Origin of the sequence: Pedobacter roseus, assembly GCF_014395225.1 — a bacterium.
Taxonomy (GTDB): domain Bacteria; phylum Bacteroidota; class Bacteroidia; order Sphingobacteriales; family Sphingobacteriaceae; genus Pedobacter; species Pedobacter roseus.
Map to the genome: position 1 here is coordinate 4773501 of NZ_CP060723.1, position 15971 is coordinate 4789471.

The 15971-nt window shown below is 39.0% G+C and carries 15 protein-coding genes; 14 read left to right on the forward strand and 1 reads right to left on the reverse strand.

The features are described from left to right. Positions 1-272: 272 nt before the first annotated feature. Positions 273-1058 carry a 16S rRNA (adenine(1518)-N(6)/adenine(1519)-N(6))-dimethyltransferase RsmA gene (gene rsmA, locus H9L23_RS19565; RefSeq protein WP_187591917.1) on the reverse strand — a complete coding sequence of 262 codons (786 nt, stop codon included), beginning with the start codon at positions 1056-1058 and terminating at the stop codon, positions 273-275. Between the two features lie 194 nt (positions 1059-1252). Between rsmA and pdxA the strand changes: the two genes are divergently transcribed. The 14 genes from pdxA (at position 1253) to H9L23_RS19635 (ending at position 15947) form a co-directional block, all read left to right on the forward strand. After that, positions 1253-2332, forward strand: a complete 1080-nt coding sequence (gene pdxA, locus H9L23_RS19570; RefSeq protein ID WP_187591918.1) for a 4-hydroxythreonine-4-phosphate dehydrogenase PdxA — start codon at positions 1253-1255, stop codon at positions 2330-2332. Positions 2333-2616: 284 nt separating this feature from the next. Then, complete coding sequence (locus H9L23_RS19575) at positions 2617-3798, forward strand: MFS transporter (protein ID WP_187591919.1); 1182 nt, start codon at positions 2617-2619, stop codon at positions 3796-3798. Positions 3799-3933: 135 nt separating this feature from the next. Beyond that, positions 3934-4776 carry a sulfurtransferase gene (locus H9L23_RS19580; RefSeq protein WP_187591920.1) on the forward strand — a complete coding sequence of 281 codons (843 nt, stop codon included), beginning with the start codon at positions 3934-3936 and terminating at the stop codon, positions 4774-4776. 160 nt (positions 4777-4936) lie between these two features. After that, positions 4937-5467, forward strand: coding sequence for a YceD family protein (locus H9L23_RS19585; RefSeq protein WP_187591921.1), 531 nt, complete (start codon positions 4937-4939; stop codon positions 5465-5467). Positions 5468-5482: 15 nt separating this feature from the next. Beyond that, positions 5483-5674 carry a 50S ribosomal protein L32 gene (rpmF, locus tag H9L23_RS19590; protein WP_025143959.1) on the forward strand — a complete coding sequence of 64 codons (192 nt, stop codon included), beginning with the start codon at positions 5483-5485 and terminating at the stop codon, positions 5672-5674. 101 nt (positions 5675-5775) lie between these two features. After that, a complete protein-coding gene (gene plsX, locus H9L23_RS19595) occupies positions 5776-6714 on the forward strand; it encodes a phosphate acyltransferase PlsX (RefSeq protein WP_187591922.1) in 939 nt (312 codons plus the stop codon). Between the two features lie 18 nt (positions 6715-6732). Next, the gene (locus H9L23_RS19600) at positions 6733-7731 is read left to right on the forward strand and encodes a beta-ketoacyl-ACP synthase III (protein ID WP_187591923.1); all 999 of its coding nucleotides are present in this window, start codon (positions 6733-6735) and stop codon (positions 7729-7731) included. A gap of 119 nt (positions 7732-7850) precedes the next feature. Further along, on the forward strand, positions 7851-8327 hold the full coding sequence (gene accB, locus H9L23_RS19605) for an acetyl-CoA carboxylase biotin carboxyl carrier protein (RefSeq protein ID WP_187591924.1): 477 nt from the start codon (positions 7851-7853) through the stop codon (positions 8325-8327). Between the two features lie 212 nt (positions 8328-8539). Next, positions 8540-9883 (forward strand): acetyl-CoA carboxylase biotin carboxylase subunit, encoded by a 1344-nt coding sequence (gene accC, locus H9L23_RS19610; protein WP_187591925.1) that lies wholly within the window; start codon positions 8540-8542, stop codon positions 9881-9883. Positions 9884-10056: 173 nt separating this feature from the next. Next, on the forward strand, positions 10057-11262 hold the full coding sequence (locus tag H9L23_RS19615) for an LVIVD repeat-containing protein (RefSeq protein WP_187591926.1): 1206 nt from the start codon (positions 10057-10059) through the stop codon (positions 11260-11262). Positions 11263-11381: 119 nt separating this feature from the next. Continuing rightward, positions 11382-12263: a twin-arginine translocase subunit TatC gene (gene tatC, locus H9L23_RS19620; protein ID WP_187591927.1), complete on the forward strand. Its 882-nt coding sequence runs from the start codon at positions 11382-11384 to the stop codon at positions 12261-12263. A gap of 45 nt (positions 12264-12308) precedes the next feature. Beyond that, positions 12309-12746, forward strand: a complete 438-nt coding sequence (gene rpiB / locus H9L23_RS19625) for a ribose 5-phosphate isomerase B (RefSeq protein WP_187591928.1) — start codon at positions 12309-12311, stop codon at positions 12744-12746. A 27-nt stretch (positions 12747-12773) separates the two neighbouring features. Further along, positions 12774-14408 (forward strand): M28 family peptidase, encoded by a 1635-nt coding sequence (locus H9L23_RS19630; protein WP_187591929.1) that lies wholly within the window; start codon positions 12774-12776, stop codon positions 14406-14408. A gap of 153 nt (positions 14409-14561) precedes the next feature. Further along, the gene (locus H9L23_RS19635) at positions 14562-15947 is read left to right on the forward strand and encodes a LutB/LldF family L-lactate oxidation iron-sulfur protein (RefSeq protein WP_394355222.1); all 1386 of its coding nucleotides are present in this window, start codon (positions 14562-14564) and stop codon (positions 15945-15947) included. Positions 15948-15971: the final 24 nt, after the last annotated feature.

The following is a 15971-nucleotide window of genomic DNA, read 5'->3' on the forward strand; positions in this document are numbered from 1 at the left end:
TGATTTTGCAAGAAAACGCAAGCGTATGATTGCACAGATTTTTTAATTACGGAACTGTTTCAATGAGCAAGAAAAAGTAATTACATATCCTCATTCTTGTAATATCTCACTTCAATTAAACTCGGTTGGAGTGAGCACGACTCCCGATTTTTTCATCGGGAGAAGTAAAACGGAAAACGGGACTGGCGCAACCTAAGACAGCAGAAACCTGCTTTTCATATCTATAAAAATTTAACCATTGCTTGCATTCAGAATGACAACGAGAATATAGACTAAACAGCCATCAACTTACTTACATGTTGCGTTAAAGCAACAAAATCTGCAACGGTTAACTGCTCTGCCCTTTTTTCAAAATAAATATGATCGTCCATTTTATCTTTCGGCATCACTGCAGAAACGGCATTGCGCAAGGTTTTTCTACGCTGATTGAAACCCGCCTTCACTACCCGCCAGAATAATTTTTCGTCACAGTCTAAAGCCTCCACTTCATTGCGGATTAAGCGGATCACTGCCGAATGAACCTTTGGCGGCGGATTAAACGTTCCTGGTTTAACGGTAAACAGGTATTCTATTTTATAATAAGCCTGCAAGAACACACTTAAAATACCATATTCTTTATTTCCAGCGGGTGCGGCACAACGTTGCGCCACTTCTTTCTGGAACATACCCACCATTTCTACCACTTTGTTGCGGTTATCTAAAATCTTAAATAAAATCTGCGAAGATATATTGTATGGAAAATTACCAATGATGGCAAATTTGTCAGGAAAAATATCATCAAAATTGAGTTTCAAAAAATCACCGTTAATCAGGCGGTCGCCAAGCTCAGGATATTTTTCATTCAAAAAATGGAAGGACTCGGTATCGATATCAATCAGATAAGTTTCCAGGTCTTTACGTTGCAACAAAAAGTCAGATAAAATTCCCATCCCTGGTCCTACCTCTAAAACCTGCTTGTATTTATCGGTATTAACCAAAGCCTCTACAATGCGGTTGGCAATGCCTTTATCGGTTAAAAAATGCTGACCTAAATGTTTTTTTGCTTTTACTAAACTCATCTTTACGCTTTATTTTGCCACGGAGGCACAGAAACCACAGAAAAACTTTGTAAAAAATGGGGAAACCATAATCCCTTCTCCGTGCAAACCGTGTTTCCGTGGCTACTCTATTTTGTACAAAATAACTAATTTTTATCCGGTAAGCGCCTGTTTAAACGAAAATCAGTAATTTGCGCTAAAATTTTCCAGTAATTATGAGCGATAAACTTAAAATTGGCATCAGTATAGGCGACGTAAACGGCATAGGTTTAGAGGTAATTATTAAAACATTATCCAATCCAGCTATTTTAAATTATTGTACACCAATTGTTTATGGCCATACTAAGGTTTCATCTTTTCACAGAAAGGCAAACAATCTGGGCGATTTCAGTTTTAACGTCATCAATCAAGCCAATCAGGCGCAGCCTAAAAAGGCAAACATGATTAATTGCTGGGAAGAAGATGTAAAAATCGAATTGGGTCAGGTTACTCCAACAGGTGGAAAATATGCGCTTTTATCGTTAGAGCGTGCAACTGCCGACCTGGTAAACGGCGATATCGATGCTTTGGTTACTGCTCCGATCAATAAACATAACATTCAATCAGAAACTTTTGCTTTTCCTGGACATACTGAATACCTACAGGAAAAAAGCGGAAGTAAAGATGTATTGATGTTTTTAATCAGCGAAAATTTACGCGTGGGTGTAGTTACCGGTCATATCCCTGTAAAGGATGTTCCAACCTCAATTACAAAAGATAAAATCATCAGTAAACTAAAGCTAATTAACGAAAGTCTGAAAAAAGATTTCTGGATCGAAAAGCCGAAAATTGCTGTTTTGGGTTTAAACCCACATGCAAGCGATAACGGATTATTAGGTACCGAAGAAGCTGAAATCATTACCCCTGCCATTCAGGAAGCTTACGATAAAGGCATTGTTTGTTTTGGCCCTTACCCTGCCGATGGCTTTTTCGGCAATGGCAGTTACAAACAGTTCGATGCGGTTTTGGCCATGTACCACGACCAGGGTTTAATTCCTTTTAAAACTTTGGCTTTCCATAACGGCGTAAATTACACTGCTGGCTTAAACTTTGTACGTACATCGCCCGATCATGGTACCGGTTACGATATTGCAGGGAAAGATCTGGCAGATTCTACTTCTTTTACCGAAGCGCTATTTTCGGCCATCCATATTGTAAAAAACCGCAGAGAACAAGAAGAAATGTTAGCAAACCAGTTACGTTCGGGCGGTAAAGTTGTGGAGACACAGTTCGATATTAAAGATGATGCTTCTTAAGAGGTAGAAGGCTGAGGGTAGAAAGGTGGAAGGTTTTTAGAGCAGAAAGACCAAAGCAGATAAGCGATAGACTTAACACTCTTAGCCTCTGACTTCGGACACCCGACCTCAGACTTTCTAAAACTCAGAGTACTAAGATGGCCTAGGTGGTCGTTTTTTTTTGCAAAGCAAGGCTTGTTTTTCATCGGTTCTGAAAGCCCTGCTTTCCCTACAAGCCCAATGAAGAATTGGGGCTTTTCGTCCAATCAGGTTTATTTTAGTTAAAATTGTGCACTAAATTAAAAATGAATAGCACTAAAGCAACTAATCATATTCTCCTAACAATCGTTATTGCGCAGTTTCTCTGCACTTCTTTATGGTTTGCAGGCAATGCCGTACTACCCGATATTGTTAAAAACTTCCCAACCGAAACTAACCTTTTGGCCAACCTCACCAGCATGGTGCAATTCGGTTTTATAAGCGGAACTTTAGTATTCGCTTTTTTTGCCATTTCAGATATTTTTTCACCCTCAAAAGTGTTCTTTATCTGTGGAATTGCAGCTGCATTGTTTAACCTGGGCATCTGCCTCGAATTATCCGATGTGCATTTATTATTGCTTTTCCGTTTTTTAACTGGTTTTATGCTGGCAGGTATTTATCCAGTTGGGATGAAAATTGCGTCCGATTACTTTAAAGAAGGTCTCGGTAAATCGCTGGGCTTTTTAGTAGGTGCGCTGGTATTGGGTACAGCTTTTCCACACCTGTTAAAAACATTTACGGCAAGTTTTTCCTGGCAATATGTCATTTTTGGCACCTCTGCTTTATCATTAACTGGCGCGCTTGCCATATTACTATTGGTGCCGAATGGCCCGTTTAGAACAGCCGGACAGCAATTTAATTTCCGATCCTGCTTTGATGGTTTTAAAAACCCCGGCTTTCGATCCGCTGCTTTCGGTTATTTTGGCCACATGTGGGAGCTTTATACTTTTTGGGCCTTTTTACCAGGCATGTTAATGCTTTTTAATAGTAAAAATCCTGCTTCAGCATTAAACATTCCATTGTTTTCCTTTTTAGTAATTGCCTCAGGTGGTTTATCCTGCATGATCGGCGGTTTATTATCACAAAAGTTTGGTGCAAAGCGGATCGCTACTATTGCGCTGGCAACTTCTGGTTTATGTTGCCTGCTCTCTCCTGTTTTCCTCTTCAACGGGTCAGTTTACCTTTTCCTCATCTTTTTATTCTGCTGGGGTTTATCCGGTACAGCCGATTCGCCACTTTTTTCTTCCTTAATTGCCAAAAATGCACCAGAAAGTTTGCGGGGAACTTCGCTAACATTAGTAAACTGCATTGGTTTTGCCATCACGATTATCAGTATCCAAGTGGTCAGTTTATTATCAAAACAGCTCAATCTTCAATATCTTTATATGGTTTTAGCAATCGGGCCTATATTGGGACTATGGGCTTTGATCAGCAAAAAAACAGATTAGAGCTGATTTCCAAAATCTCTTATATTGCAGGAAATTTGAGCCAAAACCTAAATCTTGGGACTTGACATTCACTTAATCACAGGGCCAACGGCGCTAGTACCGTATGGTTTAATTACAGATAAACAAAATTAAAAGATGGAAAATAAATTATCCCCCATTATAAAACCCGAAGAATTAACCTGGTTAAACCAGGATGATGAAATCGTAATCATCGATGCCAGTGCCGGATCAAAAGCCAGATACGATGAACAACATTTGGCCGGAGCCCTTTTTGCAGACGTGAATGAAGATTTAGCCAATATTGGCGATTTTGCTGTAGGTGGACGTCACCCTCTACCAACTTCTGAACAGTTTTCTGCCGTATTACAAAAACTCGGGATTACCAAACATAGTCATGTTATTGTGTACGATGATAAAAATGGCGGTAACGCAGCAGCAAGGCTATGGTGGATGTTAAAGGCTATTGGTCATGAAAAAGTACAGGTAATTGATGGAGGGTTCCAGGCAGCTATAAAAGCTGGTTTTCCAACAACTGATAAAGTAGAAATTCCCAAATCGGTTGAACCATACGAGGTGAAAGCATGGGCTTTGCCATTATCTGACATAAACGAAGTAGAAAAAGTGGCGAAAACCGATGATTATATTGTAATCGACGTGCGCGACGCCAACCGTTTCGCCGGTTTAACCGAGCCTATTGATTTAATTGCAGGGCATATCCCTGGAGCGGCCAATATTCCTTACACCGAAAATTTAGATGCTTCTGGCGCTTTCCTGGCACCCGAAATATTGAAAGAAAAATATGCAGAAGCCCTGGCACATGTTAAACCAGAAAATGCAATTGTACATTGCGGTTCGGGCATTACGGCTTGCCATACCTTATTGGCTATGGATTATGCAGGCTTGCCTATTCCAAAACTCTACGTAGGCTCATGGAGCGAATGGAGCAGAAATAATAAAGAAATGGTATTGGCCAGCTAACCATTCTGCAAACCTCGCAGGTTTTGAAAACCTGCGAGGTCTCAATACTATTTCAGCAAACAATCTGAAAACCTGCTGAGTTAACGCCAACAATTTTTAAAAAACATTTTTAATCTAATTTTTTTATCCCTACATTTGCAGGCTAAAATTTTACAGTACTTTGAACCCACTAAAACAATTTTCATTACCGTTTACCGGATTAAAATTGGGAACTCATCAGTTTGATTATGAGCTTGATGACGCCTTTTTTAATGCATTTGAGTACTCGCTAATAAAAAGTGGAAATTTAAAAGTAGACCTGGAACTTGAGAAACAAGAGACCATGATGCTTCTAAAATTCAAAATTATTGGTACGGTAAATTTAGATTGCGATAAATGTTTATCTGAGTTTTCATTACCGGTAAATCTTTACGAACGCCAGATCGTAAAGTTTGCAGAAGCCGAAATGGAAAGCGATGATGAAGAAATTATCTCTTTAAGCCGTAAAGAAACCGAGATTGATATATCGGGCCCTTTATACGAAATGATTAACGTAGCGGTACCTTATATCAAAAACTGCGAGCAGGCAGGTAAAGATTGCGATCAGGAAATGATTGACCGCTTAAATCAGTTATCTATCCAAAAGCAGGCTGAAGAAAATGAACAAACAAGCGACCCACGTTGGGAAGCCCTTAATAAGTTAAAAAAATAATTAGATTATACAGCAATGGCACATCCAAAACGGAAGATCTCGAAACAGAGAAAAAATAAAAGAAGAACGCACTATAAAGCTGTTACTCCTTCTTTAGCAACATGCTCGGCAACAGGTGCTATCCACGTACCTCACCGTGCTTACAACGTTGATGGTAACTTATACTACAACGGTAAACTGGTTATCGAAAATACTCAGATAGGGTAATTTTCTTAAAAAATTGTTTGTGTTTTCAGCGGCTTTAGTCATACCTTAGTCAACTGAAAAATTCAGGATTACACCTGACTTAACACAAACAGATTTTTTCTATGAAAATAGGCCTCGACATAATGGGCGGAGACTATGCTCCCAAAGCAATTGTTTTGGGAGCAATAGCTGCTCATCAATCGCTTAACGCTGGAGAGCATTTAGTTCTTATTGGCGATACCGAACAGATTAAACCGATCCTTGCAGAAGAAGGTTTTAATCCAGATCATTTTGAATACGTTCATACTGATGAAGTAATTGGTATGGGCGAACATCCCACCAAAGCAATCGTTCAGAAACCGAATTCGAGCATAGCAGTTGGTTTTAACCTTTTAAAAGAAGGTAAACTCGACTCTTTTGCAAGTGCAGGTAACTCTGGAGCCATGTTGGTTGGCGCTGTATTTAGCGTTAAAACCATCCCGGGCATCATTCGCCCTTGTTTATGTACAATTCTTCCAAAAATTAAAGGCGGTACCGGCTTACTGTTAGATGTAGGTGCAAATGCCGACTGTAAACCTGATATTTTATTACAATTTGGCGTTTTGGGCAGTTTATATGCAGAAAATCTTTTGCAGATCAACGATCCTAAAGTAGCCTTAATGAACATTGGTGAAGAAGATGAAAAAGGAAACATGCTTAGCATGGCCACTTTTCCGTTAATGAAAGAAACCGATCTGTTCAATTTTGTAGGTAATGTTGAAGGAAGGGATTTGTTTAATGACAAAGCGGATGTAATTGTTTGCGATGGCTTTACCGGAAATGTAATGCTTAAATTAGCAGAATCATTTTACGTACTTACCATTAAAAAAGGACTTAAAGATGAGTTCTTTGATCGTTTTAATTATGAACAGTACGGTGGAAGTCCGGTTTTAGGTGTTAACGCTCCAGTTGTTATCGGACACGGAATTTCTAGTCCGCTAGCTGTTAAAAATATGGTTCTCCAATCCAGGGAAATGATTACCACCGGGTTGGTAGAAAAAATTAGAATGGCATTTAAATAATTTATTAAAATTCTTAAAATGAGTAAAATTCACGCTGCTATTACAGCAGTAAATGGTTACGTTCCCGACTATGTGCTTACAAACGCAGAGTTAGAAACCATTGTTGACACTTCGGATGAATGGATTACCAGCAGAACGGGAATTAAAGAGCGTAGAATTTTAAAGGGAGAAGGTTTAGGTACTTCCGATATGGCAGTTCATGCCGTAAACGGTTTACTTAAAAAGAGGGGAATTGATGCAAGTGAAATTGAACTGATTATCTTTTGCACCACTACTCCCGATTTTACTTTCCCTGCTACAGCAAATGTTTTAGCTGATAAAATTGGAGCTAAAAATGCATGGGGTTACGACTTACAAGCCGCTTGTTCGGGCTTTATTTTCGGTCTTGCTACTGGTGCATCATTCATCGAATCAGGTAGACATAAAAAAGTTTTAGTAGTTGGCGGCGATAAAATGTCGTCAATCATCAATTACGAAGACCGTACCACCTGTATTATCTTTGGCGATGGCTGTGGCTGTGCTTTATTAGAACCAAATGAAGAAGGTTTGGGTATCCAGGATTCGATATTAAGAACTGATGGTTCGGGTAGAGATTTCTTAGGGATGAAAGCCGGTGGTTCTGTTAAACCTGCTACACACGAAACGATTGATGCAAGAGAGCATTTTGCACATCAGGAAGGCCCAACAGTATTTAAATTTGCCGTAACCAATATGGCTGATGTAGCTGCCGAAATTATGGAACGCAACAGCTTAACTGCTGATGATGTTGCCTGGTTAGTGCCTCACCAAGCCAATAAACGCATTATCGATGCTACTGCAAACCGCATGGGGGTTGCTACTGATAAGGTAATGATCAATATCGAACGTTATGGCAATACAACTAACGGAACCATTCCATTATGTTTATGGGAATGGGAAAGCAGACTGAAAAAAGGCGATAACATCGTTTTAGCTGCTTTCGGTGGCGGTTTTACCTGGGGCTCAATATACCTTAAATGGGCATACGACACAAAATAGTCAGAAGTCTTTAGTCCGGAGTCCGAAGTAAAGGTACCGCCCGGATAAAAAAATAAAACAAAAAAAGTATAACTTAGTTAATTCAATAAACACTATTTTTTACATAACTAGCCTAAAAAATGGATATCAAACAAATACAGGAACTGATTAAATTTGTTTCTCGTTCTGGAGTAAATGAAGTTGCTATTGAGCAGGAAAACTTCAAAATCACGATCAAAACAAACCAAGCACCAACAGTTGTGCATGCTACCTTACCACAGGCTCCGCTTGTACAGGCTGCTGCACCAGTTGCCACAGCTCCTACTGCTCCGGTTGCAGCAACACCTGCTATACCTGCCGCAGAAGACACTTCGAAATACCTAACCGTTAAATCACCAATGATCGGTACTTTCTACCGCTCAGCTAGTCCGGATAAACCAATGTTTGTAAATGTTGGCGACGAGATCAGCGCAGGTAAAGTAGTTTGTATTATTGAAGCAATGAAACTTTTCAACGAAATCGAAAGTGAAGTTTCTGGCCGTATCGTTAAAATCCTGGTTGATAATGCATCACCAGTAGAATACGATCAACCGTTATTTTTAGTAGAACCTATTTAGAAGCTGATTTCACAGATTTTTGATAATACTTACGCCTCGGTCTGTGTCCTCACTGACCGTTGTACCGTAAAATTATGGTAATCTGAAAAAATATAAATGGTTCGTGGCGACACGAACCATGGCATTTAATTTAAAATTTGATTGTATCGGTTTACATTACGCTAAATGATCAGTGTAATCATATCATCGGTGCAATCATCAATTAAAAAATTATGTTTAAAAAAATACTAATTGCCAACAGGGGTGAAATCGCTTTGCGTATTATCCGTACCTGTAAGGAAATGGGCATCAAAACGGTTGCTGTTTACTCTACCGCAGATCGCGAAAGTTTACACGTACGTTTTGCTGATGAGGCTGTTTGTATTGGCCCCCCGCCTAGTAAAGATTCTTATTTAAATATTCCAAATATCATTTCGGCAGCAGAATTAACCAATGCCGATGCCATACACCCAGGTTACGGTTTTTTATCAGAAAATGCTAAGTTTTCTAACATTTGCCGTGAGTATAACATCAAATTTATTGGTGCAACTCCTGAGCAGATCAATGGCATGGGTGATAAAGCCTCTGCAAAAGAAACCATGAAAATTGCCGGTGTTCCAACCATTCCAGGATCGGAAGGCTTGCTTAATAGCGTTAAAGAAGGTATTTCAATTGCCAACGAAATGGGTTACCCTGTAATTCTAAAAGCAACTGCCGGTGGTGGTGGCCGTGGGATGCGTGTGGTATGGAAAGATGAAGATTTTGAAAATGCCTGGGACAGTGCACGTCAGGAATCTGGCGCAGCATTTGGTAACGATGGTTTATATTTAGAAAAATATATCGAAGATCCGCGCCACATTGAAATCCAGATTATCGGAGATCAGTTTGGTAAAGCCTGCCATTTATCAGAGCGCGATTGCTCAATTCAACGCCGTCACCAGAAACTGGTAGAAGAATCTCCTTCTCCGTTTATGACCGAAGAACTTCGCGAAAGAATGGGTGAAGCTGCAATTAAAGGTGCAATGGCTGTAAATTATGAAGGTGCAGGTACAATCGAATTCCTGGTTGATAAACACCGGAACTTCTACTTTATGGAAATGAATACCCGTATCCAGGTAGAGCATCCGGTTACTGAAGAGGTAATCAACTTCGATTTAATTAAAGAGCAGATTAAAGTAGCTGCCGGAATCCCGATTTCAGGCAAAAACTATACGCCAGAGATGCACGCCATTGAGTGCCGTATCAACGCAGAAGATCCAGCGAACAACTTCCGTCCTTCACCAGGTAGAATTACTAATTTCCATTCTCCAGGCGGACACGGTGTTCGTGTTGATACCCATGTTTATGCAGGTTATTCTATTCCTTCTAACTACGATTCGATGATTGCAAAATTAATCTGCGTAGCGCAAACCCGCGAAGAAGCCATCTGTACTATGGAGCGTGCTTTGAGTGAATTCGTGATCGAAGGGATTAAAACTACCATTCCTTTCCATTTACAGTTGATGAAAGACCCTAACTTCAGGGCAGGAAATTTCACAACGAAATTTATGGAAACTTTTGAATTTGTAGAAGGATAAACACGTTTTTTACGTTCAAGTATACACAGGCTGTTCAAAATAATTGAACAGCCTTTTTTATTCTTTCTTTATTTCGATCGAAATCTGGATAAATACCTGATAATTAATATTTAATGTTAAATACTGTAGCGTTTAGTTAATTCATTACGTTTGAATAAAAAAACACTCCAATTATGAAAAAAAATCTAATTAACGCATTACTCTTCCTTTTTGCTTTGGCAGTATTTACGGGTTGTAAAAAAGACGAGTACGAAAGGATACAGATTGTAAAAATGATTTCTGTTAAAGAAATGAGGGCTTTACCTGTAGGGATGACCAAGGCTGTTCAAGCCAAAAGAACAGGCAAAATATACATTTACAACAATTATCTCTTTATTAACGAACCTAATGAAGGGATTCATATTTATAATAATACTAATCCGAGTGTTCCTGTAAATGTGGGTTTTCTGCAAATTCCGGGAAACGTAGATTTAGCGGTTCACAATAATATCCTTTACGCCGATAATTTTATTGATTTACTGGCTTTTGATATTTCCAACATGAACAATATCAAACAGGTTAAAAGAGTAACTGATGTTTTCAATCAATTATATTCAGCAGGTGCAGAAAAATATCTTTACACTTATAAAGACACCTTAGTTAAGAAACAGACTTACAAAAAAGGGATGTTTTATGATGCTGCTTATTTCAGCAATGCTTCATCGCAGGGAGGTTCGTCAGGGCAAGGTGGCTCAATGGCCAGATTTACATTAATGAACGATTACCTCTATACTGTTGGTATGAATAAATTAAGTCTGTTTGATGTTAAGACAGCATCAAACCCAACTTTTTTGAAGGCCATTAATCTAGACTGGGGTGTTGAAACTATTTTCCCTCACGAAAACAAATTATTTATCGGTACCAATAGGGGTATGCACATTTTTAGCACTACCGATCCGGCCAATCCGGTAAAACTATCCACATACAGCCACATTTTTGCCTGCGATCCAGTAGTTGTGCAAGGAAAGTATGCCTACGTTACTTTACGTACAGGTAATTTGTGCAGGCAAGCAAGCAATCAATTGGAAGTTGTAGATATAGAGGATCCTACCAAGCCACAACAAATTGCCGTTTACCCTATGCAAAACCCACATGGCCTAAGCACCATTGGCGATAATCTGTTTCTCTGCGAAGGCAATTATGGAATAAAGAGTTTTAGCATTGCCAATAAAACCAAAATAGCAGATAACATGTTGCAGCATTTAAGTAATGTGAAAAGTTTTGATGTTATTGCCGGCCCTAAATCTTTAATCGTTACAGGAGACGATGGTGTATATCAATTTAATTACAATAATGCAGCTAATTTAACGCAATTGAGCGTAATTAAGGTGCAACTTTAAAACAACTACGATGGCTGTGTTCAATTTTTATAATCATTTCTCATTATAATATAAACTATTTCTATATTTAACACGTAAATACCATTCTATTCAAATAGAATGGTATTTTTGTTTTCAACATGAGCGACACTAAAAAAAATCTACTTACAAAAGCTATCGGGCAAAAGAGCACCACATTAGAGGCAGAAATGTCTTTTTTTGATCACCTGGATGTTCTCCGCAAACATTTAATCAGAGCCGTAATTGCAGTTGCCGTTTTTACGGGTATCGCTTTTTACTTTAATGAAGAGATCCTTGATAAAATAATCTTCGGGCCGAAAAAGCCAGATTTCTGGACCTATCGCATGATGTGTAAATTGGTTGAACATTTCCCATCCTTAGGTAAGGATATGTGTATCACCAAAATTAACGGCGAAATTATCAACACCGAAATGGCCGGCCAGTTTAACCTTCAGCTAAACGTTTGTGTTATGTGTGGCATTGTGGCTGGTTTTCCTTATTTATTATGGGAAATCTGGCGTTTTATTAAACCGGCATTACATGAGGCAGAACGTAAATCGGCAAGTGGTTTTGTGTTTTTCGCGTCCGTACTTTTCATCATCGGTATCTTTTTTGGGTATTTTGTAGTATGTCCGTTATCAGTTAATTTTTTAACAGGTTATACCGTGAGTGCCGAAATCAAAAATACTTTTACTGTCGATTCGTACCTTTCGTCTGTTGCAACCTTAACTTTAGGCACAGGTATTATTTTTGAGCTTCCTGTTATTATTTTCATCCTGTCAAAACTGGGATTAATGACTCCGAAACTGATGAGATCAAGCAGAAGATACGCAGCTGTAATCATCCTGATTATTGCAGCAATTGTTACACCAACGCCAGATATCATGACGATGTTGATTGTAGCTACGCCGTTATTCTTACTTTATGAGCTAAGTATTTTTGTTTCAGCTTACATTGAAAAAAAGAAGAAAAAAGCTGATGCAGCTTTCTATGCTAACTAACAAAAACATTACGAACGGATTTCATAATTCTCTATAAATTTGACCATGTCTGATACAAAAATTAAAATTGCTATTGGAGCGGATCACGCTGGGTTTGAGTACAAAGAAATATTAAAAGATTTTTTACAAAATTACGAGGTAAAAGATTTTGGCACCTATTCTGAAAGTTCAGTTGATTATCCAGATTTTGCTCACCCTGTTGCCGAAGCAGTAGAAAATGGCGATTTTACTTATGGCATTTTGCTTTGTGGATCGGCAAATGGAGTAGCCATAACCGCCAATAAACACCAGCACATCAGGGCTGGTTTATGCTGGGAAAATGAGGTTGCTTCTTTGGTACGCAAGCATAATAATGCCAATGTTTTGTGTATTCCGGCAAGGTTTGTTTCAATAGAACAGGCCAAAGAAATTACCACTACTTTTTTAACTACCGATTTTGAGGGCGGCCGCCACCAGAACAGGGTAGAAAAAATTTCGTGTTAACAAAAAACTCAACTAACTATTATCATAATGAACAAAAAGTTTTTAACCATTGGTTTGGCGTCGCTTATATCAGCGAGTTGCTTTAGCCAAATCACGCCCCTTAAACCCAATCAGTATGCGATAAAATTCAGCAAGGCGATTAACCCGGAAAATGCTTACAAACATCTTTCTGTTTTGGCATCTGATGAATATGAAGGCCGTGAAACAGGCACAAAAGGCGCCTGGATGGCAGCAGATTATATTAGCAATTATTTCAAGTCGTTAGGCTTAAAAGCACCTGTAAATGGCAGCTATTTCCAAAAGATCGATCTGGTTAACGTTACGCTGAAAGAAAGTCATTTAACTGTAAATGGTCAGCCGAAAGAATATCAGAAAGATTACCTGGTATCACCTAGTTTGATCAGCGATAAAGGTTTTACTTTCTCTACCAATGATATTGTATTTATCGGTTATGGGATAAAAAAAGATAGCTACAATGATTTCACCGGCACCGATATCAAAGGAAAAGTCGTAATGATGTTCAATGGTGGCGATCCAACCTTAAAACCAGGTACAAGGATTGATAGAGCCGCTTACCGTGCAACATTAGAAGCCAGAGCAAAATACTTTGCAGAAAACAATGTAAAAGCCATTATTCTGATCGACCCAGCAGTTGACAGAATAACAGAAAACACCAAAAAAACGCTTAAAAATGGCAGAGTAATGGTTAAAACCAATGCGGCCATGGAAGCTCAAAAGCAAAATGAAACACCACGTGTTTCGATATCGGTAGCTTTGGCAAATGAATTGTTTAAAGCATCTAATACTACTGTTGCAGATCTTCAGAAAAAAATAACGGAAAGCCAGGCTCCTGCTTCGCAAGTATTAAACGTACCGTTTTCGGCAAGTGCTTCTAAAACAGAAACACCTGTAAGATGCGAAAACGTGCTTGGTTATTTAGAAGGTTCTGATCCGGTACTTAAAAAAGAAGTATTGATCCTTACAGGTCATTATGATCACATCGGTTTAGAAACTGATCCAAATGCAAAAGACAAAGTAAACAATGGCGCCGATGATGACGGATCGGGAACTACTGGTGTTTTATTGATGGCTAAAGCATTTACAGATGCTAAAAAAGCTGGAAAAGGTTCTAAACGCAGTATCCTTTTTATGACTGTTGTTGGTGAGGAAAAAGGACTTTGGGGTTCTGAATGGTATTCAGAGCATCCGGTTTTCCCGGTTGAAAATACCATTGCTGATTTAAATACCGACATGATTGGCCGTACAGGTGAAGAATATTTGGGCAAACCAGATTCTGCGAACTACATCTACTCAGTAGGTTCGAACATGTTAAGCAGCGATTTGGGTAAATTAAGTGAGCAGGTTAATGCTACTTACACCAAAATGAAGCTGGATTATAAATACGACGATCCAAAAGATCCGGAGCAGATTTATTACCGCTCAGATCATTATAACTTCGCTAAATTGGGTATTCCAATCATCTTCTATTATGATGGAATGCTACAACAAGACTATCATAAACCAGGTGATGAGGTAAGTAAAATCAACTTTCCACTTTTGGCTAAAAGAGCAAAACTTACCTATTTTACCGCATGGGAACTGGCTAACAGACCTAAACGCCCGACAGTAGACATGGACGGAAAAGGAAATCCAAAGAAATAATTGTTCAAAATATAAAGTCCCGGTTTTACATCGGGACTTTTTTATGCTTAATACTTTTCGCACCTGCATAAATTCCTATCTTTGAATTTATAACGGAATAGCTAAAAACTAAAATCAGTTAATATTCGTTACCCTATTACAAAATAACTATTGATGAATATTGCCGAGGAATTTTTAGAGAAATCTGACGAGAAAGCTTTCGATTTACCGCATCGTAAAACCATAAATTATAATATTGGCAAATACAATGTAGCTGTTGAACGCGGCCTGTCAAAATTCGAAAATTTAGAGGCGTCCAAAAAAAAGGCACACGTTATCAAATGGCGGGTAATGGAAAATCTCGATAAGTTCTTACCAGAATTCGAGTCGAATTTCCAGCGCCGTGGTGGCAAGGTCATCTGGGCAAATGATGCTGAAGAAGCGCAGCAGGAAATCCTTAACATCATCAAAAGAAACAACGGAAAAACGGTTATCAAATCAAAATCGATGACCACTGAGGAAATCCACCTCAACGATTTCCTGGAAAAGAATAACATCGAATCTTTAGAGAGCGATCTGGGTGAATACATTGTTCAATTGCTTGGTCAGGCGCCATATCATATTGTTACGCCGGCCATGCACCTAAGTGCAACTGATATTGCGCAGTTGTTTCACGATAAATTCGGTACCCCTATCGATGCTACTCCCCCTCAGCTGGTACAAAAAGCGAGGGAATTGCTTCGTGATAAATATTTAACAGCCGATATTGGCATCAGTGGTGGCAATTTTCTAATAGCTGACACCGGAAGTATTGCCCTGACCGAAAATGAAGGTAATGCACGTTTAAGTACCACTTTCCCTAAAATCCATATTGCTATCGTCGGCATTGAAAAGGTAATTCCTTCAATGGCCGATCTGGATTTGTTCTGGCCTTTACTGGCCTCACATGGAACCGGGCAGAACCTAACCGTTTACAACACCATTTTAAGTGGTCCACGCCAACCTAACGAAACCGATGGACCTGAGGAGATGTATGTAATTTTGCTGGATAACGGCCGTACCAATTTATTGGCTCAAAAAGATCAGAGACAAGCTTTATACTGCATCCGTTGTGGTGCCTGTTTAAATGCCTGCCCGGTTTATAAAAATATTGGTGGCCATACTTATAATACGACCTATAGTGGTCCGATTGGATCGGTAATTACCCCCCATTTTAAAGGCATGGAAGAGTTTAAACACTTAAGCTACGCTTCGAGCCTTTGTGGCAAATGCTCGGAAGTATGTCCTGTTAAAATCGATATCCATAAAATGTTACTCCTTAATCGTAGAGATGCTGCAGCGGCTCATGATAATGGCAAAAAAGAGGAAATTGGCTGGAGCATGTTTAATAAAATGATGCAAAACCGTAAATGGATGGATTTCTTCGGCGGCAAGTTTAAAAACTTCATGCTCAAAAGTTTCTTCAAAAAGAGCTGGGGTAAGTACCGTGAAATGCCAAAAGTAGCCAATAAATCTTTTGCTAAACAGTGGGAAGAGTTGAAGAAAAGTAAAGAGTCCTGAGTTAGGGACTTATTAGTCAAAATA

Excerpts from the sequence above, each read along its gene's own strand:
- pdxA (WP_187591918.1), top strand. The coding sequence starts at position 1,253 with ATGAGCGATAAACTTAAAATTGGCATCAGTATAGGCGACGTAAACGGC.
- H9L23_RS19600 (WP_187591923.1), top strand. The coding sequence starts at position 6,733 with ATGAGTAAAATTCACGCTGCTATTACAGCAGTAAATGGTTACGTTCCC.
- accC (WP_187591925.1), top strand. The coding sequence starts at position 8,540 with ATGTTTAAAAAAATACTAATTGCCAACAGGGGTGAAATCGCTTTGCGT.
- rsmA (WP_187591917.1), bottom strand. The coding sequence starts at position 1,058 with ATGAGTTTAGTAAAAGCAAAAAAACATTTAGGTCAGCATTTTTTAACC.
- H9L23_RS19615 (WP_187591926.1), top strand. The coding sequence starts at position 10,057 with ATGAAAAAAAATCTAATTAACGCATTACTCTTCCTTTTTGCTTTGGCA.
- tatC (WP_187591927.1), top strand. The coding sequence starts at position 11,382 with ATGAGCGACACTAAAAAAAATCTACTTACAAAAGCTATCGGGCAAAAG.
- rpiB (WP_187591928.1), top strand. The coding sequence starts at position 12,309 with ATGTCTGATACAAAAATTAAAATTGCTATTGGAGCGGATCACGCTGGG.
- H9L23_RS19580 (WP_187591920.1), top strand. The coding sequence starts at position 3,934 with ATGGAAAATAAATTATCCCCCATTATAAAACCCGAAGAATTAACCTGG.
- rpmF (WP_025143959.1), top strand. The coding sequence starts at position 5,483 with ATGGCACATCCAAAACGGAAGATCTCGAAACAGAGAAAAAATAAAAGA.
- H9L23_RS19630 (WP_187591929.1), top strand. The coding sequence starts at position 12,774 with ATGAACAAAAAGTTTTTAACCATTGGTTTGGCGTCGCTTATATCAGCG.
- H9L23_RS19635 (WP_394355222.1), top strand. The coding sequence starts at position 14,562 with ATGAATATTGCCGAGGAATTTTTAGAGAAATCTGACGAGAAAGCTTTC.
- H9L23_RS19575 (WP_187591919.1), top strand. The coding sequence starts at position 2,617 with ATGAATAGCACTAAAGCAACTAATCATATTCTCCTAACAATCGTTATT.
- accB (WP_187591924.1), top strand. The coding sequence starts at position 7,851 with ATGGATATCAAACAAATACAGGAACTGATTAAATTTGTTTCTCGTTCT.
- plsX (WP_187591922.1), top strand. The coding sequence starts at position 5,776 with ATGAAAATAGGCCTCGACATAATGGGCGGAGACTATGCTCCCAAAGCA.